Raw genomic sequence first — 25,908 nt, 5'->3', positions numbered from 1 at the left:
AAAAAGAACGGGTCCCGATGACTACAGTTTGCATTGATGGCTTTAACCTTGCGCTCCAACAAGGGTCGGGAATTGCGACCTATGCTCGCAACCTTTTGATCGACCTAAATGCCATCGGCTACGAAACGCAGGTCCTTTATGGCCCAAAAGGGAAGAGAGGGAATGACGATGCCCTCAACGAAGCAATACTGGTTGACAGCGAACGCTCTGGAAAACCTCCAAAGCGTGCCTCCCGCTATCTTCGAACAATGGCAGCCACGGTTGGTGTATCTGCTCATTTCATTCCGCGTACCGGCCGTGTGATTTGGCCAGACGACGGAGCCGCGCAACCTCCTGCCGCCTCGTTTTGGAGCAGCCGCGACCTGTTTCGCACCTCCCATCGCGCATTTCAGCGGTACGGGACCACATCACGCCTGCATTTCACCGGCGCGCCCAAGCCAGATATAGTCCATTGGACTACTCCACTCCCCTTACACGCAGCAGGGTCGGTAAACGTCTGCACAATTCACGACCTTATACCCTTACGGCTTCCTCATAGCACCTCGGAAGACAAAAAGAACTTCTACGATTTGTTCAAAAAATCAGCCGCAACTTCGGATCACATTATTACCGTTTCCGAGACCACAAGGAATGATGTCATATCCTCTTTCGGAGTTCCGGAAGATAAAGTTACAAATGTCTATCAATCGATATCCATACCTAAGAACGCCCTGGCTTTATCAGACTTAGATGTTTCCACGCACTTATTTGACGTTTTTGGCCTAAAATGGAAAGATTACTTCATTCACTACGGAAACGTCGAACCCAAGAAAAATCTCGGACGCATATTTGAAGCTTTTTCTCAGGCCGATACTAGGAGAACACTGGTCATCATTGGCGGAAAAGGCTGGCTTCGTGAAAACGAAATATCTTTAATGCAACAAGTTATTGCATTGGAAAGTCCCTTATCGAAAAGAGTTATCTATCTAGAGTACCTTCCACTCATAACTCTGGTGGGTTTAGTGAGGGGCGCTCGCGCTACCCTTTTTCCCTCTCTATATGAAGGATTTGGCTTACCTATCGTCGAGTCGATGGCATTAGGCACTGCTGTAATGACTTCTAACTTGGGAGCACCGAAAGAAATCGCAGGCTCAGCAGCCGCTCTGGTCGATCCATTTAGCGTTGCGTCCATTAAACTCGGCATAGAAGCATTAGACAGAGACGACGATCTATTACGTGCACTCGAACACCACGGCAGAAAACGCGCGCTCCACTTTTCTCCAGAGCGCACCCAAGCGCGAATCAAAGAGGTGTACCGGCGGCTTCATCATTGAAAAGCCCATTTTCCACCCGTTTTAATGACCACGGCCTGCTCTTATTCGACCGCTCGACGTAGTCTACCATCGCCCTAAAGTTGGGCTTAGCGTAGCCACCCAATGGGCTGTGAATGTGACGAGACCATATCGGGCTAACGAATGGATCCTCGACAACAGCCCGTCCCCACCTGCGGCGCAATTCAAACAGTTCACCTTCGTCCCAAGCTATTTTGGCCTGAGTATCATTGAGTCCACGGGTCTTTGATTCCCTGTGAATGAGTTCTATTTCTGGGTCGTAGACAACAATATAGCCGAGCTCTCGGACACGGAGGCAGAAATCGACATCGTTGTAGCCAATCGGAAGTGAAACCTCATCGAAGCCTCCCGTCTTATGAAACAATTGGGCCGGGACGGCGAGGAAAGCCCCCGTCACAGCAGCTGCACCCCTGCGACAACTCCACCTCTCATTTGGTCCATTGTCAGATCTAGGGGAAAACAGACCTTCATGTTTCGGGGCGCCATTGTCGAATCCCAAAACAATTCCCGCATGCTGCTGCTGATCATCGGGATACCAGAGGCGTGCTCCGATTACGCCTACGTTTGGATCAGAAAAAATACGCCGTAGCTGATCGTCCCACCCATCGGACAACATGACGGTATCGTTGTTACAAAATACGACGATGCCTTCTTGCACGCCTGAGCTAGCCGTGTTGTTTAGCAGAGACCAGTTAAATCCTGCGTCATCCCTTATCGTTTTAATTCCATAAATGCGCTTCATTCGGTCGATGGCGACCTGCGTCTCTGGAAGATCGCTTCTATTGTCAACGACAATGACCTCGAGGCGAGCCCGAGATTTGCTACGAGCATAGAGACTTTCTATACATTCAACGAGCATGGATGACTGGTCTTTAGTCGGTATTATCACCGTCACTGGCAAATCCAATACCTGTTCGTTTCGCTTCAGAATTCGTATTGGTCTTATTGTTTCACTATTTTCTATTAACGATGCCGCATCAGGCAAAATTAGCTTGCTGGCCAAGCTCAGAGGTATGTGTGGAACAGGACAAATTCCTATCCGACTTTTGAGCAGCTTGTAGTGAACATAGTTAATGTCTGCGCGGCCGCCCTCAACAACTTCTAAATATGAGAGTGCCAGCTCATCAAATATTTTGATGCTGCCGGCTAGAAGTAAAGGCATCTGCGATTTAGCTTCCATCAATACAGGATCCGCCATTCCATATAAAGTTGGATCACTATATATCCGACCACAAGACCACTGCTCTCTCAGCCGGTCATGATCACAATACAATAGTTCAGCACCTGTTTGGCTAAGGCCCCAACCTAGCCATGACAAAGCTCGATCATCAAGAATGGTACCTGCAGCGATCGATACTACTACGTCATAGCTTTCGGCATGGACAGAGCCCAACAAGCCATCAAAGTCATTCTGAAATTTGATCCGCTCATCCGTACGTTGAAATGATGTGACGCTGTGAGAATTATCCGACATCCCCACTATGATTGCTGTCCAATTATCAGCCGATTGATCGATCAAACTCAAGAGCGTGCGCCGCAAAAGCGCAGGGTGTCCGACGCTCGCGTCTACGATTACTAAGTATTTTTTTGCAGCCACTAACGGTGCATCAGTGATCGGAAAGTCTCGCTTGAAAGCGTTCCACGCACCTCTCGGATAAGTCGAATTGGCGTTCCTTTGATTCAAAGCTGACATAACGTTCTGAAGGCTGGTTTCGAGCCTCAAGAGGTCGGACTGCATGATATCTGGACCCGAGAGAGTCTTAGCAACTCGTCCGTTGGCGCCCATTATCAGCAACATATAGCGCGCTTCGCGAGAATTCTCGTCAAGCTCTAATGCTTGGGCAAAACTCTCTATAGCGTCAGCAGACTTACCTACCTGCCGTAGCGCATGACCTAGGTGTATTAGGGTACTGGCTTTTGGTCCATTTTTGTCGATTATCTCACGATACCGAACAATTGCCTCGCCCGTCGCTCCGATATCCTTAAGGGCGTTTGCAAGCTTTAGCGCGGGACCAGATCTTGCAGGATCAAGCGAGCTTGCCATCTGATACGCGGCAATCGCAAGAGCCATGTCTCCTTCAGATGCGGCACGGTTTCCAATTCGCAAGGCGACATCAGCTTGTTTACGACCACCTCGGCGCGCGAGCCTGCTAAATCTCAGAATGGCGTTGCGTAGCTTGTCGATGGGGGTCACGCTGATGTACCATTCATATCTAAGGCCGCTTGGGGCTCGCTCGCATCAAGACTCTTCGATTTATCCAGCGCCTGAATCTTTGAACCTGCCATCTCGGCCCTTTTCTCGCTTGGCGCTGCCTTTCTAAATTTAGGCTAGCTTCATGCGCCTGGGATTGTTCAGCTAAAGAACCAAGCACTCGATCCCGCGTGTGTACCAAGCCCTCTGCATAGCCGTTCAGAACGTTCGCCGCTGCTCTAAACTCTTCTACATCCAAGGGATTGTTAACCAAGCTTCGCGCAAGTGTTGACTTTAGCCAACCCGGTTCTAGTTCGGGAATATCATAATCAAGCGGGCCTGCTCTCAGTTCAAAAAAATGTGAAACTTCATGATGGCGATGAATAACAGCCATTCTGGCCGAATAGAATTCGGCTCGCACTGTTCTCGACGAATGGTCAGATTTTTTCAAAAAGTCATAACCATCTGGCTTCCTGGCGACCACCACGAAACTCGCGGCTAAAGCTCGTCTAGCGTACTCCGTCATGTATTGATCAGGACACCCATCGTGATCGGACAGATGCGCAAGAAATTCGGTGAGTGACCCAGTCTTGAGCGCAGTCGCCAATGAGGGAGGCAGGAATCCTAAATATCGCTCAACCTGAGTGTGTATAGCGTTAGATGGACCCGCATATTTTGGTACTTGCGAGTCTTCGAGAATGAAATCGTCGCAAAGAACAGTTTCAACTGCCTGGGGCGTTAGATTAAAGTAATGGCTGGGAAATCCATGGTATCCCTGCATAAAAGCAGTGTCGATGACGAGCCTGCCCCCATCCTTCAAGACCCTTCTTGCTTCTTTTACAGATTTTATTGGGTCACGTAAGTGCTCAAACACCGCGCCAGAGACGACGAAATCTATGACTCCATCGGCAAACGGCAGAGCTTCAGCTTCAGCGACGATATCAACATTCTCGTTTGGTAGAACGTCCATCGATATCACGCGGCGATCAGATGCCGGTACGTTTCCCGAACCTAGATGAAGACATACACCATCAGATGAGAGCCATTCAGGCGGATAGTAACTGTCAATATTTTGCGATATTACTTGTGCCGACGGCGCAGCCAGGTGAAACGGCTTAACATCTCTGACAAGGATCGGACGGCCAGCGACTACGGGATAACGGTGATCGCCGCTAACCAACCAGTCGCCTTCGATCTTCAGTTCACCTTTAGTGATAGGACAACGAAGTATTGGCAACATCTCTCCCAGACTTTTAGCCATCGGCTGTAACCTCTCTAAAAATCTAAGATAATTTCTTGGTGATACACAAATTTAGCGAGTTCGGCACCGCTCACGCCACGTCCTCTCAATTCCTTGATCAAAATTGACCTTAGCGCTCCATCCCAACTGCGCGTGCGCCAAAGAGCAATCAAGGATATTTATAGGCACATCAGATTTTCGAGACGACTTGTAGATGACGTTAGAACTTATTCCCGACACCTTCTCGATCGCTGAGATGACTTCGTTTAATGTGCGGCCAATCCCAGATCCAATATTGTAGGTTTCATAGTCACCGCTATCATCCAAACATGTCGATATAGCCTCAACTACGTCATCTATGAATATGAAGTCTCTCACTATGCTACCGTCACCCCAAATCTCGATCGGCTCCCCGTTGCGGATGCGGTCAATGAATATGGGAATCACCCCCTGCGCCTTAGCCGCTGCTTGCGAGGGGCCAAAGGGGTTGGCGAGACGAAGGATCCGATGCTGCAAACCGAACTGATATTTATACACGGCGAGATAGCCCTCCAGAGAGGCTTTAACCGCACTGTACGCCGTCGTTGGACGCAGAAGCGCAGTCTCGGGCGTCGGCAGTAGATCAGGCGCTCCATAGATTGTTCCGCCAGATGACGTAAATATCACACGCTTAACAGACGCTTCGACGCACTTCTGAAAAAGCGCGACGCCGCCACGGAGATTCAGCTCCAGGTCCGCCAGCACATCCCCATTGGAGTTTGCTGGTCCACTGGATGACGCGAGATGGACGCAAACATCAGCATCCTTGACTAGGGCAGAGATGGCGTCGGACTCCTGAAGCGTCCCGACCAACACCTCGGCACCTTCGACGAATAATCCTGGCGCTCTTCGTAGACAGATGAGCGTATGGCCATCGGCTATGAGACGGCGGCACAGCGCTTTCCCAATAAATCCCCCACCACCAGTCACTGCGATCCGCATGGTTAGGCGCTCGCCGTTCTAACGGGCTTCGCCAAAGCCGTATCAAGCCGTTTGGCGAAGCTATCGACCGTGAAGTTCTTGAGAAAGACTTTCCTTCCCGCTTTTCCGATCCGCAAACACGCTCCGTCGTCGGCCAGCAACCCCGTCAGCGCAGCGGCGATATCTTGGGGCGAGTTGTGTTCCAGGATCACCGCAGATACGCCGTCCTTAAGGTATGCCGACGTTCCCGTCTGGCGGCTTACGACAAGGGTCTTTGCGAAGGACAAGGCGTCTAGAGAGACCAAAGGCAGCGTGTCATCTCGTGATGGCACCAGAACGACATCACACTCACGCAGTGAGGCTAGATACTCGCCGTATGATAACTCACCCTTCAAAGCGACCGTGGCAAAGCCCCGCGCCTTCTTGCCAATTGCATCTCGGAACCCCACGTCCAAGGTCCGCCCGTATGCAACGAAGTGAATTCTCGACTGAACTTCGGGAGGCAGCAGCAGCATAGCTTCGACAGCGAGATCCTGCCCCTTTCTTGGCTCGTACGAACCGAACAGTCCCACCCTGATTTTTACTTGTGCCAAAGCATCAGACGCATCTTCCACGCCATACTCAAGGACAAGAGGGTCCGCGCCGTAGGGCTCGAGCGCTTCAGCGGCCAGGCGGCTGCCGGACCAGATTGCGGCCGGCTTGAGCAGTGCCTCCTTGAAACCAGGCTCGGCCGCAAAATGATCGACTAGGGCCGTCTCGTGAGTGTACCAATAGACAGGCACCAAATCGCTGATCGCGCTGACCGTACGCCAACACACGATCGTATTCGCAATCACGATGTCGAAGTGAGATAGCGGCGCGGTCGCTGCATCGTGCCCGGTCAAGATCAATTCATCCACGACAACCGCAATACCAGCATCAAGCAGGCGTTGCCGCATCGGGCCGTCAGTCGGAGAAAACACCACGACGAACATCCCACTGGACTTAAGCGTGACGGCCAAATCGAGCGCTACTTTTGGAGCTCCGCTTCCAGTCAAATCATGCGAAATGATCGCCACAGATCTCGAATTAGAAGAATCATACGGCTCACCGTCAGGGAGAAGGAGACCGAATTCTTCTTGAGAATCAATATAGATTAAGTCTCGCATAGCCGGCGTAAAGAACGGATCTCTTGCGATAAACTGGCTCCAACGCCGCAATAAAAATACATCGGCCGTATCTTTTTTCTTCGGCGTTTTGACGTAGCTCTCGTCGCCAATAGACATATGACCAATATGTACCAACGTTGCGTGAGGATTATAGACGCAGCTATAGCCAGCCTCACGCGCCCTAAAGCATAGATCGACATCTGAGTGGTTTATCGGCGTGTTAAGGGCGTCATAACCGCCTATCTCGTTGAAGACATTGGCAGGCATCGCGAGCAACGCACCAATTATAACTGACACTTCCCTCACGCATTGCGCCATATTGAAATGGGCAGAAGTGTTGGAAGGATATGTGTGAAACGCCGTCCCCGTGAATCGCCGAACACCCGTGACTATGCCTGCATGCTGGATGGAGCCGTCCTCATACAGAAGCTTTGGCCCCACAACTCCCACACCAGGCAAAGTCAAATACTCTATGTGGCACTCAATCCAGTCTGGGGTTATGACACGGACGTCGTCGTTGAAAAATATCAGGTAGTCGCCAGAAGAGCTCGCTGCTCCGGCATTGCACTTCCCAGAAAAATTATAGGGCAAATCGTAAGCAGACCATTTAACCGCAGCATTTGAAATCTCGCGCATCAACTGATCGATAGTTTCCGATCTGGTGACGATGATTATTTCATAGTTCTTGTATGTGGACTTGCTCGTAATGGAATCGATCGTGGTCTTGATGTTTTCAATGTTGTCAGATGGGATTATGATTGACACTAGCGGGTGATCAATTTCAGAGCGGACCAACCGATTGCATGTCGGAAGCCCGACCGCTTCTCCTCCCCACCCCCTTCTATCGGCAGCATCCTGCAGGGCCGCCAAATTGCTGATGCGGGCATGAGGCTTCCCACCGGCCGCGCCCGACCCTTCGATTGCACGCCACCCATAAAGATAGCGCTCGACGTGAGCCACCTTAAGGTCCATCTCCGCCATGCGCAGCGCAAGATCGTAGTCTTGCGAAAAGTCATACTGAGAACGGAAACCGCCGGCTTTCAAAACTGCCGAGCGCCGATAAAGCGTCAGGTGGCCAGTATACATATAGTTCAAAAGAAACAGCGGCGACCAATCCGGCTTTGCAAAAAGCTCAGAAGGAACATTGCACTCATCGACCTTAAATTCGTCGCTGTAGAGCCAGTCTGGGTCAGTTCTGTTTATCTCACGAACCATCTCTTCGAGAGCGTCAGACGTTAGAATGTCATCGTTATCGACTAATGCGACATATCTTCCGGATGACATGGCCAATGCGTCATTAGATGCGGCCGATATCCCCCCGTTGTTCTGTCGCAACAGCACCTTGATACGTGGATCGTGAGATCCCAAACGCACCACAGCGTCTCTAGTCGATGCATTTGTGGAGCCGTCATCAACCAGACAAAGCTCCCAGTTTGCATACGTCTGGCGAAGAATTGAGTCCGCCATTTCAATAAGCCAACGCTCTTCAACGTTGTAGACGGGTGTCAAAATTGATATCAGCGGGCCGGTAAGGTCCACTGGCGGCATGTTGGCTAGCCGTGCCGAAATATCGGACATCTGCCGCGCCCGCTTTCGCTCCATCGGAGTCGCGTATACTGGCGCGGCAACGATGGCCGGGAGAGCCACCGTATCAGTTGCCTCCTCCGGCAAACTCGGTTGCGATTGATCCGGCTGATCTGCAGGAAGGATCGCGCGCGCCACATCGGCCGCAGCGAGAAGCGAACTAAGTTCGACATTTGCGTCTGTAATTGCCCCGCTCTGATGGGCCATCAAGTAAAATTTTGAGGCCTGCGGCAAGTCTCCTGCTCTTTTTGCTAGGTGACCGCGTGACATCATTAGATCAGGATCGTCCGATCTCAGTTCGGCTGCTTTGGCATACGCAGAACTCGCCGGGCCGATCTGACCCGCTTCCTTGAGCACATGCCCGAGCTGCACCCAGATTGCGTAGTCGCGCGGCCTACGAAGAAGATGGCGCTGATAATGAGAAGCAGCAGCTAGCCAATTTTTTTCTCCGCGTGCGAGATCGCCCTTTCGTCGCGCACTGCGCCCGATAGTTCCGCCACTCAAACGAGAGATTAGCCTGCGACCACGCGGCGGGATGACATTCAAGTTCATAAGTCTGTTTCTCCAGAGCGCACACAGCGCCGCGCACTCTGTGAAGGCTCTGCCATACACATTGACGCCGAGGTCGCATTTCGTTTAGGCCGTTGCAACCGACTTTATATCAATAGCGAGCGTTTATGCCCTGCCGCGTAATTTTTCTTCAGCCTCGCCGGTTTGGTGACGAACGGGGATGGTTTATGGAAACTTACTCTGAAGCGTCTGCGCTTGCGGCGGGTATTGATTCTCGTTTCGTGCAAGACAACCAGTCGTTTTCTGCCGCCGAAGGCACGATACGGGGCCTGCATTTCCAACGACCCCCATACGCCCAAGCCAAGCTTGTTCGCTGCGTGCGCGGGTCAATCATGGACTACGCCGTGGATGTGCGGCGCGGGTCGCCTACCTACGGGCAGTACGTCGCCGCAAAACTGACCGCAGAGGGCGGAGAGCAGTTGTTCGTTCCCATAGGGTTCGCGCATGGCTTCGTCACGCTCCAACCGGATGTCGAAATCGCCTACAAGGTGTCTAACGTCTATGCGCCGGACTGCGATGGAGGCATCGTCTGGAACGATCCGACAATCGGCATCGATTGGCCGTTGCCGGTTTCGGGCGCAGTCTTGTCTGACAAGGACAAGATCCTCCCCACCCTGGCTGAATTCGACAGCCCCTTTGAGTATGATGGCTGGCCGCTTGAGCCGCTGCCCATACTCTAACAGAAAGACCCCCAATGCGTATTCTGGTCACCGGCGGCGCCGGCTTCATTGGCTCGGCCCTCGTGCGGCGCTTGATCGAACACACGGATCACCAAGTTCTAGTGTTTGACAAGCTGACCTATGCTGGCGTGCTCAGTTCGCTTCAGACGGCGGCGTCCAGCGAACGCTATTCCTTTGTTCAAGCCGACATCTGCGACGCCGAGGCCGTGTCAAAGGCCCTGCGTGAGTTCAAGCCCGATGTGGTCGCGCACCTGGCGGCCGAGAGCCATGTCGATCGTTCGATCGACGGCCCTGGCGAGTTCATCCAGACCAATATGGTCGGCACCTTTGTGATGCTAAACCAAACTCTCGGGTACTGGCGAGAATTGGATGAGACGGGCAAGGCGGCCTTCCGTTTCCACCATATATCGACCGATGAAGTATTCGGCTCTCTGGGCGAGGACGGCTTCTTCACAGAGACCACGCCCTATGATCCCCGATCACCCTATTCTGCATCGAAGGCAGGGTCGGACCATCTGGTGCGCGCTTGGGGTCATACCTACGGCTTGCCGGTGTTAGTAACCAATTGCTCCAACAACTACGGCCCCTATCACTTCCCTGAAAAGCTGATCCCGCTGATCATCATCCGGGCCTTGAACGGCGAGCCCCTGCCGGTCTATGGCGACGGATCGAACGTGCGCGACTGGTTGTTCGTCGATGACCACGCCCGAGCACTGCAAGCCGTGTTTGAGACCGGCACTCCAGGCGAGACCTACAATGTCGGCGGAAACGCAGAGAAAAAGAACATCGATGTAGTCACAACCATCTGCTCTATCTTGGACCGGCTGCGGCCCAAGGCAGATGGTAAATACATCGACCAGATCACTTATGTGACAGACCGTCCAGGCCACGATCAGCGCTACGCTATCGACGCCTCGAAGATCCGATCAGAGCTTAATTGGACGCCGTCGGTGACCTTCGAGCAGGGTATCGAACAAACGGTGGCCTGGTACCTAGAGAACCAAGCCTGGTGGCAAGACATTCTGGACGCCCGCTATTCGACACAGCGTCTAGGCGTAGCCAATGCCTGATCCTGTACACATCCTAATCACAGGCGGCGCCGGCCAAGTGGGGCTCGAACTGCAGAGTGCCGACTGGCCTCAAGATGTGGTCCTCCACGCGCCGTCACGGGCCGAACTGGACTTGGGTGATGCCGGCTTAGTCCGCGCCGTTCTCGCCGCCACCCCATTCGCCGCGGTGATTAACTGCGGCGCTCACACCGCCGTAGATAAAGCCGAGACTGAGGTGGCCGTCGCCTTCGCGGCCAACGCCATGGGACCCGCCGTGCTGGCCGACGCGACGCGGGAGGCGGGCATCCCGTTGATCCAGGTCTCGACGGACTATGTTTTCGATGGGTCCAAGGATGGCCCGTATGTCGAGACGGATCCGGTGGGCCCGCTAGGCGTTTATGGCGCGTCCAAGTTGGCGGGCGAACTTGCAGTCCTCCAAGGCAATCCTCGGTCGGTCGTGTTGCGCACGGCTTGGGTTCTGAGCGTCCACAGAGCCAATTTCCTAAAAACCATGCTGCGCCTCGCTGCAGATCGGCCCGTATTGCGTGTCGTTGGCGACCAACACGGCTGCCCTACCTCGGCGCGCGACATTGCCGCCGCCCTGAAGACCGTCACATTAAAAATGATCGCTGACCCGCATGCGCCGACGGGAGTCTACCACTTCGTTAACACCGGCGACACGACCTGGGCGGGGCTAGCCTCTGAGATTTTTGCGCTCAGCGGCGCATCCGGCGGACCATCCGCGACCGTCGAAGCGATCGCCTCGCGCGAATACCCCACCCCGGCCAAGCGCCCGGCCAACTCGCGCTTGGCGACAGATAAATTAACCCGAGACTTCGCGATCACGCCTCGATCTTGGCAGGACGCCGTCGCAGAGATCGTCACCGAACTACACGCTGAAAGGACCTTCTCATGAAGGGAATCATCCTGGCCGGAGGTTCGGGCACCCGCCTGCACCCCATGACCTTGGTTACGTCAAAGCAGCTGATGCCGGTCTACGATAAGCCGATGATCTACTATCCGCTGTCAACCTTGATGCTGGCAGGCATCCGGGAGGTGCTCATTATCTCTACCCCCCGAGACATCCCTAGCTTCAAGACATTGCTTGGTGACGGCTCGCAGTGGGGAATGGAAATTCAGTACGCCGTTCAGCCCAGCCCAGATGGGCTGGCCCAAGCTTACCTCATCGGCGCGGATTTTGTCGGAGCCAATCCCTCGGCGCTCATCTTGGGGGACAACATTTTCTACGGCCACGGCATAAATAACCTCTTCACCAGCGCCATGGATCGGCCTGATGGGGCTACGGTGTTCGCGTATCACGTCAATGATCCGGAACGCTACGGAGTGGTCGAGTTCGACGAACATATGCGCGCCCTGTCCATCGAGGAGAAGCCGGCCGCGCCGCGTTCTAGCTGGGCTGTTACCGGTCTCTACTTTTATGATTCCGACGTGGTGAACGTCGTTCGAGACATCAAACCTTCACCGCGCGGTGAACTGGAGATTACCGACGTCAATCGCGTTTACCTCGAACATGGCAAGCTGTCGGTCGAGATTATGGGACGCGGCTACGCTTGGCTCGATACAGGAACGCCGGACAGTCTGCTGGAAGCCGCTGAATTCGTACGGGTCTTGGAGAAACGCCAAGGCTTCAAGATCGCCTGTCCCGAAGAGGTGGCCTTCGAGAAAGGCTTCATCACTCAATCTGAGCTTGAGAAGATAGCCAATTTGGCTGGAAAAGGAACCTACGGCGAATACTTGAGAGCTTTGGTTTATCGCTGATTGCCGTTGACACAAAAGACCGCCCTCCGTCCACCTTCTACTTTACTTAGAATTGGGCGAACTCCTGATATAGCATCCGGCAAACACAACTTTGCCCTCAAATGCCGGATGCGTCAGAATTCTAAATTGTGCAGCGCCAATATTAGACCATTTCTTCCGTAACTTAACGTCATACCAACCTCGTTTTTTTATGACGCCACTCCACGAGACGATATCCACGCCCCCGACGCCCCAGTCGACTACCAGGTTAGCCTGTGAACCAAACGGGTCCACGAATATCTTTGCGTGAACTTCCCAGTCTCCGGGTGGAAGATCTATATGTGGCCCATGGATTAGCCAGCGGCTGCGTCCTGTGAGATCAAACGCGACGCTGTTATCAAGGCGCTGGGCTGAGGAGTCAGTCTCAAATAGACTCAGAGGCCAGATAGTCTCCCCAGCAAACCCGGGTACATACATCGACAAAACGTCACAGCTTTGATTGGGCTCATCATTACGTTTTGGTTCAAACGTAAAACTTTCGAAGCCGTCAAGATATATAATATCTTTTCGAACATCAAAACATGGCGCGCCTAAAGACGACAGTAATGAAGATGCGGCGTGTTCGCTCGCCGTCCGCTGGATCGCTTCTTTTAAGGAGAGCCCATTTCTCTCAAAAAAGCTGACACCATTACCCGTGTCGTCGGAAACCACCATCCAAGGCGCTGGAGCAAAGGCATCTGCTGCATTCAACAGATTACAAAGTAAAAAGTCGGGTCGCTCATTCTCGAAATCCGATTTATTGAGCGAGGTATTTATTCTTGTGTCTAAAAAGTTGAACCCTGCTCCATTGGCCTTGGAGATGAATTCATCTACCCAAGAATCAGTGAGGTCTGAGCTAATAATAAATATATTCATTAATTCTATGCTCGAAGCCAACTATAAACGTCAATCGCTTCGTCAATATCATTAAATATTTTGGCTTGGCCGTTCTCAACGATCAACGCTCTGCTACAAAGGTTCCGAACCATAACCATGTCATGGGATGCCATTATAAATGCACGATTAGATCGGGTGTGAAAAAGCTCAGCATTACACTTGGCTTGAAACCGCGCATCACCAACGGAGACTAGCTCATCGATCAAGTAACAATCAAACTCGATGGCTAAGGATAAGCCGAATGCAAGCCTTGCTCTCATACCAGATGAGTAATGCTTCACAGGTTGCCGCAGGGCAATTCCTAGCTCCGCAAAATCATCAACTCGGTCTCTAAGTTCGCTATATTCCCGGTCGTAAACTCGCGCCAAGAAGCGAATGTTGTCTAGGCCGGACAAACTGCCTTGGAATCCCCCTCCGAATCCGATCGGCCAAGATGAGGTCATGGACCAATCTACTCGGCCCTCGTCCGGATCCAATATGCCGCCCAAAATCCGAATGAGCGTCGACTTGCCCTGGCCGTTACGGCCCAGCAGCGCCAATCGTTCGCTTTTCTTGACCGTAAAGCTGAGTTTTTGGAAAACAGGACTGCCTTTTTTCCCAGCGAAAGAGTGGCTCAGTCCAGTAACCGCCAAGCCGACCTCATCGTCTCGAAGCATCAACTCTGTCCATGCTCGCGTACTCCCGCCCACACCAACCAACCCACGCCGTACGTTATCAGACACGATGCAAAAATCGTCAGCAGCCTGAGCCATCTCTTTGGCAGAGAGGGTTCATCGGGAAGATTTGGATTTACTACGCGCTCTAGGTAAAGCTTCTTTCTAGTGGAATCGAGCTGAGCGGTATTGAGCGCAATACTAGCAGCGGACAGCTCTCGCTCTGCGAGCTCCCTTTCCAAGACCAGGCTTTCGTACTCACTGATCTTCCCTGATAGTGAAGAATTGTTGCCCGCAATTCGTCGCCGCTCTTCACTAACCTGCCCCTCAAACGCTGCAATTCGTCGATCTAGAGATGGCAACTGCGGGCTGTTGGGCGCTTCTTCGGCCAACTGCGATCGTTCTGCACGCAGGTTCGCCAGTGAAACCAGCAGTTCGCCGATAAGGTCTCCTCCCGCAAGTGCCTCGCGCTGCGGATCTATAATCTGCTCGCGGTTCCGAAAGGCGCTCAACTGAGTTTGCGCCGAGGTCAATCTATCACGCGCTTGCGCCTGCGCATCGATAGCGTTCGCGACTGCGTCCGTCCCTGCACGCGCATTAAGCCTATTTACTAAACCCTCACCACCCACGAGGAGCTGAGTGGCTGCCGCTTTGGCATCTTGAGGATTAAAGGCTCTTACTCGAATTGTGCTAATCCCAGTTGTAGAGTCGTAGCCTACAGTTACAAAGCGTTGAAATGCCTCAAATGTCCCTTCTTTAGTGCGCTCCTCCCAAGGCGATGGATACCTCGAGATGAAATCGGCACCCCTTCTGGATAGAAACCCATCCACATCCACTACCTTCGATAACTCTGCTACTCCGTCCCGAGATCGAATGTACTCATGCACTGCGAATGCATCAGTTTGGGTCGATGACAAACCCACACCCTGAAGAGCCACCCCGAGGGAAGACGGTTGGGCTTGGTTCGACGATCGAACAATGAACCTCGCCTCAGAGACATAGATCGGGCTGGCGATAAGAAAATAGTAGAACGCTCCGAGCGCAGTGGGGGCAACGACCACCGATGCAAAGGCCCAAGGGAACCGTCGTCTTTGACGCCGGCTATCCGTTGATGAACTCAGCGAATCCATGTCGCCAGCATAGGTGACTTGCGAGCCGCTCTGAATTTGATCTTGGTCGTGACGGTTAGGCATCTACTCGATATCCACCAATCGCTTCGCGCGTGCTAGCAATAAAAGGCCTATGAGATTGAGGAGCGTTCCCCAGGCCAAGGGATACCACCATGTGTAATAGGTTTTCACAAACTCACCGAACACGCCCGCACGCACCATCTCCACAGTATGTGGGATCGGCACCCACAACAGCACTTCTCTGTATCCAGTAGGAATAAAAGAAAGCATAAAGAATGCACCGGACAGCGGTATTAGAATATAAGTGATAACCGGGACTAGTCGCTCCACCACATCAGAGTAAAGCGCCATACCGCTCAGCGTCAATGCTAACCCCATGGAAAGCCAAGCCAGCGAGAACCAGCCAGCGTAAAGTATCATTGGGTCTGACGGCAGATGAACCTGGCCCATACCAAACAGTATGGCATAAACTATTATGAACGCGACTGTAGTACCTGCAAATTCTAATATGTTACGAGAAAGATATATATGCAGTATGCGGACACTTCTGTGATGGAGAAGACCTATGTTGGCTTGAAGCGCAGTTAAACTCATCGAAATGGCATGCCTAAGTAACAACAAGCAAACGTACCCTGTCATCACAAATGGCCCGACACGTATTCCATGTTCGTATTCCGGCTTGATCGCCGACCAAAGAACGAGAACACCAATACAGAACAATAGGGGCTCACCGACCAGCCAAAGAAATCCGATGCCCTCGCGACCATACCGGGTCACAATTTCGCGCATCATAAGCGCCCCGATAATACGCGCGTGTTTGGAAAGGGATTTAAACAGGTTCAAATCTCGCACTAGGGCAAAGAGATCGGCGCGTCTCCACAGGCGACGGCGCTGGCTAGGCTATTCCTGTTGCTTGTGCAACAGGCGATATTAAGGCGCAGACTGAGCCGTAAACCGCAGCACTAGCTATAGGTTCAGCAGCGCCGGATCCCCACCCTGCGCGGCGATGTTCACGCTGATCGCTTTTTCGGCCGCGTAGCGGATCAGGCTGTTAGGCCCGCCGGCCTTCGGCCCCGTGCCCGACAGGCCTTCCCCCCCAAAAGGCTGCACGCCGACGACGGCGCCGGTGATCGAGCGGTTGACGTAGACATTGCCGGCCGGAACCAGGTCGATCACTTCGGCGGCGAAGGCTTCGATGCGGCTGTGAACGCCCAGGGTCAGGCCGTAGCCGCGCGCGGCCAGCTTGCCGGCGACCGACTTCAGGTCGGACGGGGCGTAGCGATAGATGTGCAGGATGGGGCCGAACACCTCGCGTTCGAGGAAATCAGGCGTGGAGATTTCGGCGATTGTCGGGGCGAACAGATCGCCTTTTTCGGCGCCGAGCGGCAGGTCGGCGCGGGCGATGATCTTCGCTTCCTTCGACAGGCGTTCGACGTGAGCTTCCAGGGCGCGGCGCGATTCCGGGTCGATGACGGGGCCGATGTCGGTCTTGGGATCGGCGGGGTCGCCGACGGTCTGGACGGCCAGGGCGCCCTTCAGGCCCTCGATCAGGGCGTCAGCCGAATCCTTGGGCACATAGAGGACGCGTAGGGCCGAGCAGCGCTGGCCGGCCGAGCCGAAGGCCGACTGGATCACGTCGTCGATGACCTGTTCCTTCAGCGCTGTCGTGTCGATGAACATGCCGTTCAGACCGCCGGTCTCGGCGATGAAGGGGATGATGGCGCCGGGGCGGGCGGCGATCGAGCGGTTGATGGCCGCGGCCGTGTCGGTGCCCCCGGTGAAGGCGACGCCGTCGATTCCGGGGTGGGTGACCAGGGCCGCGCCCACCGTCTCGCCGCGCCCTGGGACCAGGGCCAGCAGGTCGGGGTTCAGCCCGGCCTTGTGATAGAGGCGCACGGCCTCGGCGGCGATCAGGGGGGTCTGTTCGGCGGGCTTGGCCAGGACGGCGTTGCCGGCGGCGAGAGCCGCAGCGATCTGGCCGGTGAAGATGGCCAGGGGGAAGTTCCAAGGGCTGATGCAGGCGAAGACGCCGCGTCCGTGCAGGAACAGCTGGTTGGTCTCGCCGGTCGGGCCTTTCAGCGTCTCGGGCGCGGTGAAGTCGCGTTCGGCCAGCAGGGCGTAGTAGCGGCAGAAGTCGGCGGCCTCGCGCACCTCGGCGACGCCGTCGTTCAGGGTCTTGCCCGCCTCGCGGCTGAGCAGGGCGACCAGGCGGTCCAGATCGGCTTCAAGCGCATCGGCCATGGCGCGCAGGATGACAGCGCGTTTGGCGCCGCCCTGACGGTCCCAGTGAACCTGGGCCTCAGCGGCGGCCTCGACGGCGGCGTCGATGTCAGCGGCTTCGGCCTCGGAGACATGGCCCAGCACCTGCGACCGGTCGAAGGGGTTGGTCACGGGCTGGGCATCGATGCCGGCGCGCAGGCGGCCAGCCACGATGGGGCCGGAGGTCAGTTTTTCGCGATCGACCCCTTCGAGCGCCTTGGCGTGGGCTTCACGGTCGGCGGCTTGGGAATAGTCGCGGCCGAGGGAGTTCTGACGATCGCCGTACATGTCTTTCGGAACCAGAATCTTGGGGTGACGGTCGGGCGCTTGCTCGACCAGGGAGATGGGATCGGCCGCGACAGCCGAGGCGGGCACGCGCTCGTCCAGCAAGGCGTGGACGAAGGAGGAGTTGGCGCCGTTTTCCAGCAGGCGCCGCACCAGATAGGGCAGCAACTCCTCATGACCTCCAACGGGAGCATAGGCGCGGACGATGACGGTCTCATCAGCCCAAGCCTCGTGCGCCGCGTCGTAGAGCGCCTCGCCCATGCCGTGCAGGCGTTGATGCTCGACCACCACGCTCCGCTCGCGGGCCATGCGGCGGACGGCGGCCAGGGTGTGGGCGTTGTGGCTGGCGAACTGGCTGTAGATCGCCGGCGCGGCCTCGATCATGGCCTTGGCGCAGACGAGATAGTTCAGGTCGGTCGCCGCCTTGGTCGTATAGACCGGATAGTCGGTGCGGCCGAAGACCTGGGCGCGCTTGATCTCGGTGTCCCAATAGGCGCCCTTGACCAGCCGCACCATCAGGCGGCGGCCAGAACGGCGAGCGAGGTCGGCGACCCGTTCGATCGTCTCCAGACCGCGCTTCTGATAGGCCTGAACCGCCAGACCCAAGCCGGTCCAGCCGCCCAGCGACTGCTCGTGCGCCAGACGGTCCAGCAGCTTCAGCGACAGGGCCAGACGGTCCGCCTCCTCGGCGTCCATCGTATAGTTGATGTCGTATTTGGCCGCGATCTGGGCCAGGCGCAGGATGCGGGGATACAGGGTCGCCCAGACGTCGTCCTCGTGCGTCGCCTCATAGCGGGGCGACAGGGCGGACAGTTTCACCGAGACGCCGTGTCCGTGTTCCGGCCCCTGCCCCTTGGATGTCTTGCCCACGGCCTCGATGGCGTCGGCGTAGATCTTCTCGTAGCGGTCAGCGTCGGCGACGGTGCGGGCGCCCTCGCCCAGCATGTCGAAGCTGCACAGCCAGCCTTCCTTGTTCGACCGCTTCAGCGCCCCCTGGATGGTGCGGCCGACCACGAACTGTTCGCCCATGATTTTTACGGCGGTCGCCACGGCCTGGCGGATGACCGGCTCGCCCAGACGGCCGGCGATCCGCTTCAGGAAGCCGGGCAGGTCGCTGCGCGCCTCGTCGTCCACATCGACCAGTTTGCCGGTCAGCATCAGGCCCCAGGTCGAGGCATTGACGAACAGGCTGTCGGACTGGCCTAGATGGCTGGCCCAGTCGGCGGAGCCGATCTTCTCGGCGATCAGCCGGTCGCGCGTCTCTTCGTCCGGCACGCGCAGCAGGGCCTCGGCCAGACACATCAGGGCCAGGCCCTCGCGAGTGCCCAGCGAAAACTGTTGCAGGAAGCTCTCGACCACCCCCTGCTTCTTCTGGCTGCGGCGGGCGTGCTCGACCAGGGCCGTCGCCTCCGCCACCACGGCGGCGCGCTCGGCGGCGTCCAACGGCATGCGGGCCAGGTTGGCGGCGACGGCCTCGCGTTCGTCGCGGAACTTGTGCGCGTCCAGACCGTCCCAGGCGGCCAGGCTCGTGGGCGTGAAAACGGGCGAGGTCATCGGCGGAAAATCCTGTGGATTTCCGCCGTATAGGCCGGAGTTCATTGAAGGTGCTTCGTATGATACGAGGCCTGACCGAAGATCGTTCGGTGCAGAGCTTCGATTTCCGATGATCGATATAGACGCCGTCGACCGCCGCATCCTGCGGGTGCTCCAGACCGACGGCAGGCTGTCGAACGCCGAACTGGCGCGGCAATGCAACCTGTCGCCCGCCGCCTGTTTCGAACGAGTCCGCCGCCTGCGCGAAAAGAAGATCATCACCGGCTACGCCGCCATGATCGACCCGGCCAAGGTCGGCCGCGACCTGCTGATTTTTGTGGAAGTGCTGCTGGACCGCACCACCGGCGACGTCTTCGAAGCCTTCGCCGCCGCCGTGCGCAGCCAACCCGAAGTGTTGGAGTGCCACATGGTCGCCGGCGGCTTCGACTATCTGATCAAGGCCCGCGTCGGCGATATGGACGCCTATCGCGCCTTTTTGGGCGATGTGCTGGTGCGGATGCCGGGCGTGCGGGAGACTCGGACCTATGCGGTGCTGGAGGAGGTGAAGTCGACGACGGTGCTGCCGCTCTGAGGCACGACCGGCGGGGCTACGAACAACCTCTGCGCACCTCTTTGCAATGATGGATTTGAGCGGCTTCGCAAACTAAGGACTCCTCCTACTGGACTTGCACGATCCAATCGGAGCAGCTTTGACCATGGCGATGATTTATCCGGTTATCATGTGCGGCGGGGCGGGCACGCGTCTCTGGCCCGCTTCTCGCCCCTCACGCCCCAAGCAGTTCATTCCGCTGGCAGGCAATCGGTCACTGTTTCAAGACGCGGTGGAGCGCGCCCTTCCGTTGATGGAGCAGGGCGGCGAACTGATTGTCGTGGGTGGAAAGCAACATCGCCTAGAGATTTTGGCCCAACTGGACGAGGTTGGCGCGAAGGCCACCATCTTCCTGGAGCCCGAGGGCCGCGATTCCGCCGCGGCAATGGCTGTCGCAGCCCTGTGGACCGCTCAACAGCACCCGCGAGCCGTCAATCTCTTCGTCGCCTCCGACCACCACATTCCCGACCATGGCGCATTTCACGCAGCAGTGCAGGAAGCCGCCGCAGCTGCAGACACGGGTCGCATCGTCACCCTGGGGGTCGTGCCCACAGAACCGTCCTCCGCCTACGGCTACATCGCACCGTCCGGGGCAGGCCTCACGGACGTCGCGGCCTTCGTCGAAAAGCCCGACGCCCTTACGGCCGAACGCCACATCCACAACGGCTATCTGTGGAACAGCGGCAACTTCATCGTGCGCGCAGATGTGCTGATCGAGGAACTGTCCCAACAGGCGCCAGCAGTCCTGATCGCGGCCAGAGACGCCCTGGAACACGCGGAGTTCAACGGACGGTTCCGGTTGCTCGGGTCGCAGTTCCTCAACGCTCCGACGATTTCGATCGACTATGCGGTGATGGAAAAGACAGGCCGGGCGTCGGTCCTTCCCGTGCGGTTCTCCTGGTCCGACTTGGGGGCCTGGGATGCCGTGCAAGCCTCCGGCGAAGGCAGCGTCGGGTTACATGTTCTGGAAGACTCGGAGGGTTGCCTGGTCCGGTCATCCGACGGTGTCATGGTCGCGGTTATCGGTCTGCGGGACGTGGGCGTCATCGTGGAACGAGACGCTGTTCTGGTCACCGACCTGAAGCGCAGCCAGGACGTCAGGAAGATCGTCGAACGGATCGGAAAACTATCGCCGTCGCATCTCGACTTTCCGGCTCTCACCCCTGAGTTGCTGAAAAGCGGTGCTGAGCGGCTGGCGACATGGTTGCGTCAGTCCGCGCTTCCCGTTTGGTGCACGTTGGGACAGGGGACGTCCGGAGCCTTCGAAGCCCTTCTGAGCACGAGCGGGCGTCGCATTGCGACATCGCCAGTTCTGCAAGTCCAGGCGGCGCAGCTGGAAGCCTACGCCCTAGCCGGTCGCCAAGACTGGCCTGGGCCATGGCGGGCGGTGGTCGAAAAAGGTCTGCCGCACCTGCCATTGGACAGCGATCAATCCGAACTAGGCGATCATAGTGGCTTTCCTGTCGCCTTGGCGGCTATTTTCGCAGCGACAGGCAACCCCTCGGTGAAGCGCGACGCCACCACCCTTCGCGACCGTCTTATAGGCGACCAGACCTCCCCCCCCGACCAAGCGAAGTCTCTCATCCTGCTGGAAGGCGCGCTTGCTTGGGCGGGCATAAGCACCGACCCAGGCTGGCGGCGGACTGCAGACCAGATCGTCAGCCTGATGCAAGCCGCATCAGACATCGATCATCCAGCGTCGCCTGGCGACCTGTTCTATCGGGCTTGGCTGCTGGCCCGCTACAGCCGATTGACATCCGACACTGCCTCACTCGTGAATGCCCGCAAGCTCTTCACGGCTGGGCTTCAAGGGATCGACTTGAACCGCGGTGTCGCCGTGGAGTCCGTCAGCGACCAAGGCCTCATCCAAAGGGGTCGCGCCCGGCTTTGGTCACAGACTCAATGGCTCAAGGCGTCACTGATCCTTGCGTCTATGGCTGACGACGCCCCCTGCGCGGCCTCGCTGGAACAGGCAGGGTGCGCGCTTCGCGCCGTATGGCTTTTCCTTACGCCTCAAGGCCTCTGGCGCGACGCCATGCTCGAAAGCGGCGACTTTATAGACGAACCATCACCGGCCTTATCGCTCCGCTCGATCATGACGGCTCATATCCAGCTTCGAGAAACGCTGGGGGCCTTGGCTCACGATGGAGACAATGCCCTTCGACTGTCCTGAGCCGAACGACAACCATACCGCGACGATGGAAATCGCTGTCTCGCCTTCGTCATTCGAACCGTCTAGAAGTTCCGCCCTTACTCAACGGCTCAGGGTCCGCCCGCCTCAATGCGCATCGTTCTGGCCACCGACGCCTGGGAACCTCAGGTCAATGGCGTCGTCCGCACCCTGACCCGCACGGTCGCGGAATGCCGCGGCATGGGCCATGAGGTCGAGGTCATCGAGCCTAGCCTGTTCAAGACTATTCCCTGCCCGACCTATCCGGAGATCCGGCTGGCCTTGGGTGCGGAGGAAGAGATTCGCGAAATGCTGCGCGCCTTCGAGCCTGAGGCTGTGCATATCGCCACCGAGGGTCCGATCGGCATCGCCACGCGTCGCATCTGCGTGGAATGGAAGCTGCCCTTCACGACCAGCTACCACACCAAATTCCCCGAATATGTCTCGGCCCGTTTCCCGATCCCGGTCCAGGTCGGCTATGCCTATATGAAATGGTTCCATAAGCCGTCGGGTCGGCTGATGGTGGCGACACCGACCCTGCGCGACGAACTGGTCGAGCATGGGTTCAAGAATGTGTCTCCTTGGTCGCGAGGCGTCGACACGGACGTGTTCAATCCCGACCTGGAACGGATTTACGATGAGCTTGGGGGCAAGAACTGGCCCCGGCCGTTCTTCCTCAACGTCGGTCGCGTGGCGGTCGAGAAGAATATAGAATCTTTCCTTCAGCTCGACCTGCCCGGCACCAAGATCGTCGTCGGCGATGGACCCGCCCGCGCGGAGCTGCAGGAGAAGTATCCCGAGGCCAAATTCCTGGGCGCCCGGTTTGGTGACGAGCTGGCCCGCTGCTTCCGCGACGCCGACGTCTTCGTCTTCCCCAGCTGGACCGACACCTTCGGCCTGGTGATCCTGGAAGCCATGGCCGCCGGCACGCCGGTCGCCGCCTACCCCGCGCATGGCCCGATCGATATCATCCCCGGCTCGAACGCCGGGGCGATCGACAAGGACCTCAGGACCGCCTGCCTGGAGTGCCTCGAACTCGACCGCAAGGTCGTGCGCGCCTATGCGGAAAAGTTCAGCTGGCGCGCCTCAGCCGATCAGTTCGTCGAGAACCTGCAACCCTATCCCGAGCCGGAGCGCGGCCGTTTCTGGCGTCGCCTGCGCCGCATCGCCCGTATTCGCAAACGCGCCGCCGCCTGAGCCCCACAGAATGCTCAAGCCCCGGCAGGACCTCACGCCGAACACGGCGGATTATGAAAATCTGGCCTTTGTTAAGCCCACTGGTTTCCGCGAATACGATGCGCGTTGGATCCTGGAAAAGGAGATCAATCTCCTTGGCATTCAGGCGCTGGGACTGGGCCTAGCCACTTATGTCCACGAGATCGGCGTCGCGCCGAAGATCGTCACCGGCCATGACTTCCGCGGCTACAGCCTCAGCGTCAAACAAGCCCTGATCCTGGGCCTGCTGGAAGGCGGGATGGAGGTTCTGGACGTCGGTCTGGCCCTGTCGCCCATGGCCTATTTCGGCCAGTTCGAGCTGGACGCCCCCTGCGTGGCCATGGTCACCGCCAGCCATAACGAGAATGGCTGGACCGGCGTTAAGATGGGGGCGAACAAGCCGCTGACCTTCGGCCCCGAAGAGATGAGCCGGCTGAAAGAGATCGTGCTGAACGGCGAGGGCGTGGCCCGGGCGGGCGGCAAACTGGTTCGGGTCGAGGACTTCCGCGAAACCTATGTCGCCGACGTCGCCTCCAAGGTTCAGATCAAGCGGCCGCTTAAGGTGGTCTGCGCCTGCGGCAACGGCACAGCAGGCGCCTTTGCGCCCGACGCCTTGCGCCGGATGGGCGTCGAGGTGATCGAGATGGACACCGATCTCGACTACAATTTCCCCAAATACAATCCGAACCCCGAAGACCACGCCATGCTGGTGCAGATGGCCCAGCGGGTGCGCGAGACAGGCGCAGACCTGGCTCTGGGCTTCGACGGCGACGGCGACCGCTGCGGCGTGGTGGACGACACTGGCGAGGAGATCTTCGCCGACAAGATCGGCCTGATGCTGGCCCGCGACCTGTCCAAGGTCTATCCAGACAGCACCTTCGTGGTCGATGTGAAGTCGACCGGCCTCTACAAGACCGACGAGGTCCTCAAGGCCAATGGTGCCGAGGTCGTCTATTGGAAGACGGGGCACTCCTACATCAAGCGCAAGACCGCCGAACTGGGCGCCCTGGCCGGCTTCGAGAAATCGGGACACTTCTTCATGGCCGGCGATCTGGGCCACGGCTATGACGACGGCCTGGTCGCGGCCGGGGCGGTCCTGGCCATGCTGGACCGCAATCCGGGCAAGAAGCTGAGCGAACTGAAAGCCGCCCTGCCGGACGCCTGGACCAGCCTGACCATGTCGCCCCATTGTGACGACGAGCTGAAGTACGGCGTGCTGGAGCGGATCGTGAAGGAATATTCGGATCTGGCGGCCGCAGGCGCCGAGATCCTGGGTCGTAAGATCCTTGAGGCCATCACCGTCAACGGCGTGCGGGTGCATCTGGAGGACGGATCCTGGGTCCTAGTCCGCGCCTCGTCGAACAAGCCGGAACTGGTGGTGGTGGTCGAGAGCATGCGGTCCGAAGACGACATGCGAGATCTCTTCCGCAAGGAGATCAAACCCCGCCTTGCCGCCTATCCGGAAATCGGCGCCTTCAACCAGGAAATCTGAAAGATCACAGAGGGCTGAACCAATCGGCCCCGTGACCGCTTCCTCCCTCGGCTGCTGCCAGGAGGAAAGATTGCCGCGCTACTTTTTCCATACCCAAAATGGCGACTGCATTCGCGACGACCAGGGCGAGGAGCTGAAGAGCGTCGATGCCGCCAGAGAGGAAGCCGTCGCCGTTCTGGGCGAAATCCTGCGTTATCGTGGCGCCTCCTTCTGGACGACCCGCGCCTTCAGCGTCATCGTCACGGATGCTGAGGGCCAGACGGTCGTCAGCGTCACCGCAGCCGCTTCCGACGATGCCCCTGACGGCTGGAGCCTGATGGAAAGCGCCCAATGAGCAAACTTCAAGCCGCGCCCAAGATCACGACACTGGTCGAGAAACTGTCCCTGCGTGACCGCATCTCTCCCGAAGAGATCGAGGCCCTGCAGAAGGCGCTGGAACCGCCCAAGACGGTCGCCGCCGGCTCGGACATCGTCCGCGAACATACCCGGCCGCTGCACAGCACGCTTCTGATCTCCGGATTCTCCGCCCGCTATTCCACGCTGGCGGATGGCGCGCGCCAGATCACCGAGATCAACGTAGCCGGCGACTTCATCGATCTGCACAGCCTGTTGATGAAGCAGATGGATCATGGGGTCGTCGCCCTGACGGAATGCGTCGTCGCCGAAGCCCCGCATAGCGGACTGATCGACATCACCGAGCGCCATCCTCATCTGGGTCGGCTGCTATGGCTGGACACCATCATCGACGCGGCCATCCACCGACAATGGCTGGTCGCCATGGGTCGGCGCAGCGGTCTGGGTCATCTGGCCCACTTGGTATGCGAGCTCTATCTGCGTCTTCAGGCCGTCGGCCAGACCGGTGACCTGACGTTCGATCTGCCCCTGACGCAAGCCGTCCTAGGCGACGCGCTGGGACTGTCGACAGTCCATGTCAGCCGCCTGATCTCGGAACTGCGCGGCGAGGGGTTGATCCACTGGTCGGGCGGTCGGATCGACATCCTCGACTGGCGACGCCTGGCCGAGATCGCCGAGTTCGACCCGACCTATCTGAGGCTTCAGAGCGACCCCGTCTGACCCCTTAACGCATGTTATCGCGCAGAACGCCGTTTTGCGG

The 25,908-nt window shown here is 57.2% G+C and carries 20 protein-coding genes; 11 read left to right on the top strand and 9 right to left on the bottom strand.

All coding sequences use genetic code 11. The annotated features are described in order from the left end of the window. Nucleotides 1–17: 17 nt before the first annotated feature. A complete protein-coding gene (locus ACP693_RS02190) occupies nucleotides 18–1,313 on the top strand; it encodes a glycosyltransferase family 4 protein (RefSeq protein WP_426019271.1) in 1,296 nt (431 codons plus the stop codon). Here ACP693_RS02190 and ACP693_RS02185 read toward each other — a convergent pair. The 4 genes from ACP693_RS02185 to ACP693_RS02170 all read right to left on the bottom strand — a co-directional run bounded on the left by ACP693_RS02185 (nucleotide 1,282) and on the right by ACP693_RS02170 (nucleotide 9,006). Continuing rightward, complete coding sequence (locus ACP693_RS02185; RefSeq protein ID WP_426019273.1) at nucleotides 1,282–3,402, bottom strand: glycosyltransferase; 2,121 nt, start codon at nucleotides 3,400–3,402, stop codon at nucleotides 1,282–1,284. The genes ACP693_RS02190 and ACP693_RS02185 overlap by 32 nt on opposite strands. A gap of 142 nt (nucleotides 3,403–3,544) precedes the next feature. Then, complete coding sequence (locus ACP693_RS02180) at nucleotides 3,545–4,783, bottom strand: methyltransferase domain-containing protein (RefSeq protein WP_426019275.1); 1,239 nt, start codon at nucleotides 4,781–4,783, stop codon at nucleotides 3,545–3,547. Between the two features lie 51 nt (nucleotides 4,784–4,834). Continuing rightward, nucleotides 4,835–5,743, bottom strand: coding sequence for an NAD-dependent epimerase/dehydratase family protein (locus ACP693_RS02175; protein WP_426019276.1), 909 nt, complete (start codon nucleotides 5,741–5,743; stop codon nucleotides 4,835–4,837). A 2-nt stretch (nucleotides 5,744–5,745) separates the two neighbouring features. After that, a complete protein-coding gene (locus ACP693_RS02170) occupies nucleotides 5,746–9,006 on the bottom strand; it encodes a glycosyltransferase (protein WP_426019278.1) in 3,261 nt (1,086 codons plus the stop codon). 125 nt (nucleotides 9,007–9,131) lie between these two features. Between ACP693_RS02170 and rfbC the strand changes: the two genes are divergently transcribed. Genes rfbC through rfbA form a run of 4 tightly spaced genes read left to right on the top strand, consistent with a single transcriptional unit; the run spans nucleotide 9,132 to nucleotide 12,532 of the window. Then, nucleotides 9,132–9,704 (top strand): dTDP-4-dehydrorhamnose 3,5-epimerase, encoded by a 573-nt coding sequence (rfbC, locus tag ACP693_RS02165; RefSeq protein ID WP_426019279.1) that lies wholly within the window; start codon nucleotides 9,132–9,134, stop codon nucleotides 9,702–9,704. A gap of 14 nt (nucleotides 9,705–9,718) precedes the next feature. Continuing rightward, nucleotides 9,719–10,774, top strand: a complete 1,056-nt coding sequence (gene rfbB, locus ACP693_RS02160; RefSeq protein ID WP_425986882.1) for a dTDP-glucose 4,6-dehydratase — start codon at nucleotides 9,719–9,721, stop codon at nucleotides 10,772–10,774. Next, nucleotides 10,767–11,669: a dTDP-4-dehydrorhamnose reductase gene (gene rfbD, locus ACP693_RS02155; RefSeq protein ID WP_426019280.1), complete on the top strand. Its 903-nt coding sequence runs from the start codon at nucleotides 10,767–10,769 to the stop codon at nucleotides 11,667–11,669. Before rfbB ends, rfbD begins: the two co-directional genes overlap by 8 nt. After that, nucleotides 11,666–12,532, top strand: a complete 867-nt coding sequence (gene rfbA / locus ACP693_RS02150; RefSeq protein ID WP_425986884.1) for a glucose-1-phosphate thymidylyltransferase RfbA — start codon at nucleotides 11,666–11,668, stop codon at nucleotides 12,530–12,532. The genes rfbD and rfbA overlap by 4 nt, the downstream gene beginning before the upstream one ends. 42 nt (nucleotides 12,533–12,574) lie before the next feature. On the opposite strand, the gene ACP693_RS02145 is transcribed toward rfbA, so the two are convergent. From ACP693_RS02145 to putA, 5 genes are all read right to left on the bottom strand, one after another. After that, on the bottom strand, nucleotides 12,575–13,426 hold the full coding sequence (locus ACP693_RS02145; protein WP_426019282.1) for a hypothetical protein: 852 nt from the start codon (nucleotides 13,424–13,426) through the stop codon (nucleotides 12,575–12,577). Between the two features lie 5 nt (nucleotides 13,427–13,431). After that, nucleotides 13,432–14,103 carry an ABC transporter ATP-binding protein gene (locus ACP693_RS02140; RefSeq protein ID WP_425986887.1) on the bottom strand — a complete coding sequence of 224 codons (672 nt, stop codon included), beginning with the start codon at nucleotides 14,101–14,103 and terminating at the stop codon, nucleotides 13,432–13,434. Further along, nucleotides 14,103–15,293 carry a chain-length determining protein gene (locus ACP693_RS02135; protein WP_425986889.1) on the bottom strand — a complete coding sequence of 397 codons (1,191 nt, stop codon included), beginning with the start codon at nucleotides 15,291–15,293 and terminating at the stop codon, nucleotides 14,103–14,105. The genes ACP693_RS02140 and ACP693_RS02135 overlap by 1 nt, the downstream gene beginning before the upstream one ends. Beyond that, nucleotides 15,294–16,073: an ABC transporter permease gene (locus ACP693_RS02130; RefSeq protein WP_425986890.1), complete on the bottom strand. Its 780-nt coding sequence runs from the start codon at nucleotides 16,071–16,073 to the stop codon at nucleotides 15,294–15,296. It abuts the gene before it with no gap. 123 nt (nucleotides 16,074–16,196) lie between these two features. After that, on the bottom strand, nucleotides 16,197–19,328 hold the full coding sequence (gene putA, locus ACP693_RS02125; protein WP_426019283.1) for a bifunctional proline dehydrogenase/L-glutamate gamma-semialdehyde dehydrogenase PutA: 3,132 nt from the start codon (nucleotides 19,326–19,328) through the stop codon (nucleotides 16,197–16,199). A gap of 109 nt (nucleotides 19,329–19,437) precedes the next feature. On the opposite strand from putA, the gene ACP693_RS02120 reads away from it, so the two are divergent. From ACP693_RS02120 to ACP693_RS02095, 6 genes are all read left to right on the top strand, one after another. Continuing rightward, nucleotides 19,438–19,899, top strand: coding sequence for an Lrp/AsnC ligand binding domain-containing protein (locus ACP693_RS02120; RefSeq protein WP_035305865.1), 462 nt, complete (start codon nucleotides 19,438–19,440; stop codon nucleotides 19,897–19,899). 124 nt (nucleotides 19,900–20,023) lie between these two features. Continuing rightward, complete coding sequence (locus ACP693_RS02115; RefSeq protein ID WP_426019287.1) at nucleotides 20,024–22,090, top strand: sugar phosphate nucleotidyltransferase; 2,067 nt, start codon at nucleotides 20,024–20,026, stop codon at nucleotides 22,088–22,090. Between the two features lie 108 nt (nucleotides 22,091–22,198). Further along, on the top strand, nucleotides 22,199–23,284 hold the full coding sequence (locus ACP693_RS02110) for a glycosyltransferase family 4 protein (protein WP_426019289.1): 1,086 nt from the start codon (nucleotides 22,199–22,201) through the stop codon (nucleotides 23,282–23,284). A gap of 10 nt (nucleotides 23,285–23,294) precedes the next feature. Next, nucleotides 23,295–24,794, top strand: a complete 1,500-nt coding sequence (locus ACP693_RS02105; protein WP_426019291.1) for a phosphomannomutase/phosphoglucomutase — start codon at nucleotides 23,295–23,297, stop codon at nucleotides 24,792–24,794. 70 nt (nucleotides 24,795–24,864) lie between these two features. Further along, nucleotides 24,865–25,128 carry a DUF6894 family protein gene (locus tag ACP693_RS02100; protein WP_426019292.1) on the top strand — a complete coding sequence of 88 codons (264 nt, stop codon included), beginning with the start codon at nucleotides 24,865–24,867 and terminating at the stop codon, nucleotides 25,126–25,128. After that, entirely contained in the window at nucleotides 25,125–25,868 is a 744-nt protein-coding gene (locus tag ACP693_RS02095; protein ID WP_426019294.1) for a Crp/Fnr family transcriptional regulator, read from the top strand. The genes ACP693_RS02100 and ACP693_RS02095 overlap by 4 nt, the downstream gene beginning before the upstream one ends. Nucleotides 25,869–25,908 lie beyond the last annotated feature (40 nt).

The sequence above is a fragment of the Brevundimonas sp. TWP1-3 genome, assembly GCF_049896085.1.
Classification (GTDB): Bacteria; Pseudomonadota; Alphaproteobacteria; order Caulobacterales; family Caulobacteraceae; genus Brevundimonas.
This window is presented reverse-complemented; position numbering and strand designations above follow the sequence as displayed.

Coding starts and splice junctions, on each gene's coding strand:
- ACP693_RS02105 (WP_426019291.1), top strand. CDS start 23,295: ATGCTCAAGCCCCGGCAGGACCTCACGCCGAACACGGCGGATTATGAA.
- rfbD (WP_426019280.1), top strand. CDS start 10,767: ATGCCTGATCCTGTACACATCCTAATCACAGGCGGCGCCGGCCAAGTG.
- ACP693_RS02190 (WP_426019271.1), top strand. CDS start 18: ATGACTACAGTTTGCATTGATGGCTTTAACCTTGCGCTCCAACAAGGG.
- ACP693_RS02145 (WP_426019282.1), bottom strand. CDS start 13,426: ATGAATATATTTATTATTAGCTCAGACCTCACTGATTCTTGGGTAGAT.
- ACP693_RS02115 (WP_426019287.1), top strand. CDS start 20,024: ATGGCGATGATTTATCCGGTTATCATGTGCGGCGGGGCGGGCACGCGT.
- rfbB (WP_425986882.1), top strand. CDS start 9,719: ATGCGTATTCTGGTCACCGGCGGCGCCGGCTTCATTGGCTCGGCCCTC.
- ACP693_RS02140 (WP_425986887.1), bottom strand. CDS start 14,103: ATGCTTCGAGACGATGAGGTCGGCTTGGCGGTTACTGGACTGAGCCAC.
- ACP693_RS02175 (WP_426019276.1), bottom strand. CDS start 5,743: ATGCGGATCGCAGTGACTGGTGGTGGGGGATTTATTGGGAAAGCGCTG.
- ACP693_RS02170 (WP_426019278.1), bottom strand. CDS start 9,006: ATGAACTTGAATGTCATCCCGCCGCGTGGTCGCAGGCTAATCTCTCGT.
- ACP693_RS02095 (WP_426019294.1), top strand. CDS start 25,125: ATGAGCAAACTTCAAGCCGCGCCCAAGATCACGACACTGGTCGAGAAA.
- rfbA (WP_425986884.1), top strand. CDS start 11,666: ATGAAGGGAATCATCCTGGCCGGAGGTTCGGGCACCCGCCTGCACCCC.
- ACP693_RS02180 (WP_426019275.1), bottom strand. CDS start 4,783: ATGGCTAAAAGTCTGGGAGAGATGTTGCCAATACTTCGTTGTCCTATC.
- ACP693_RS02135 (WP_425986889.1), bottom strand. CDS start 15,293: ATGCCTAACCGTCACGACCAAGATCAAATTCAGAGCGGCTCGCAAGTC.
- putA (WP_426019283.1), bottom strand. CDS start 19,328: ATGACCTCGCCCGTTTTCACGCCCACGAGCCTGGCCGCCTGGGACGGT.
- ACP693_RS02120 (WP_035305865.1), top strand. CDS start 19,438: ATGATCGATATAGACGCCGTCGACCGCCGCATCCTGCGGGTGCTCCAG.
- ACP693_RS02185 (WP_426019273.1), bottom strand. CDS start 3,402: ATGGCTCTTGCGATTGCCGCGTATCAGATGGCAAGCTCGCTTGATCCT.
- rfbC (WP_426019279.1), top strand. CDS start 9,132: ATGCCCTGCCGCGTAATTTTTCTTCAGCCTCGCCGGTTTGGTGACGAA.
- ACP693_RS02110 (WP_426019289.1), top strand. CDS start 22,199: ATGCGCATCGTTCTGGCCACCGACGCCTGGGAACCTCAGGTCAATGGC.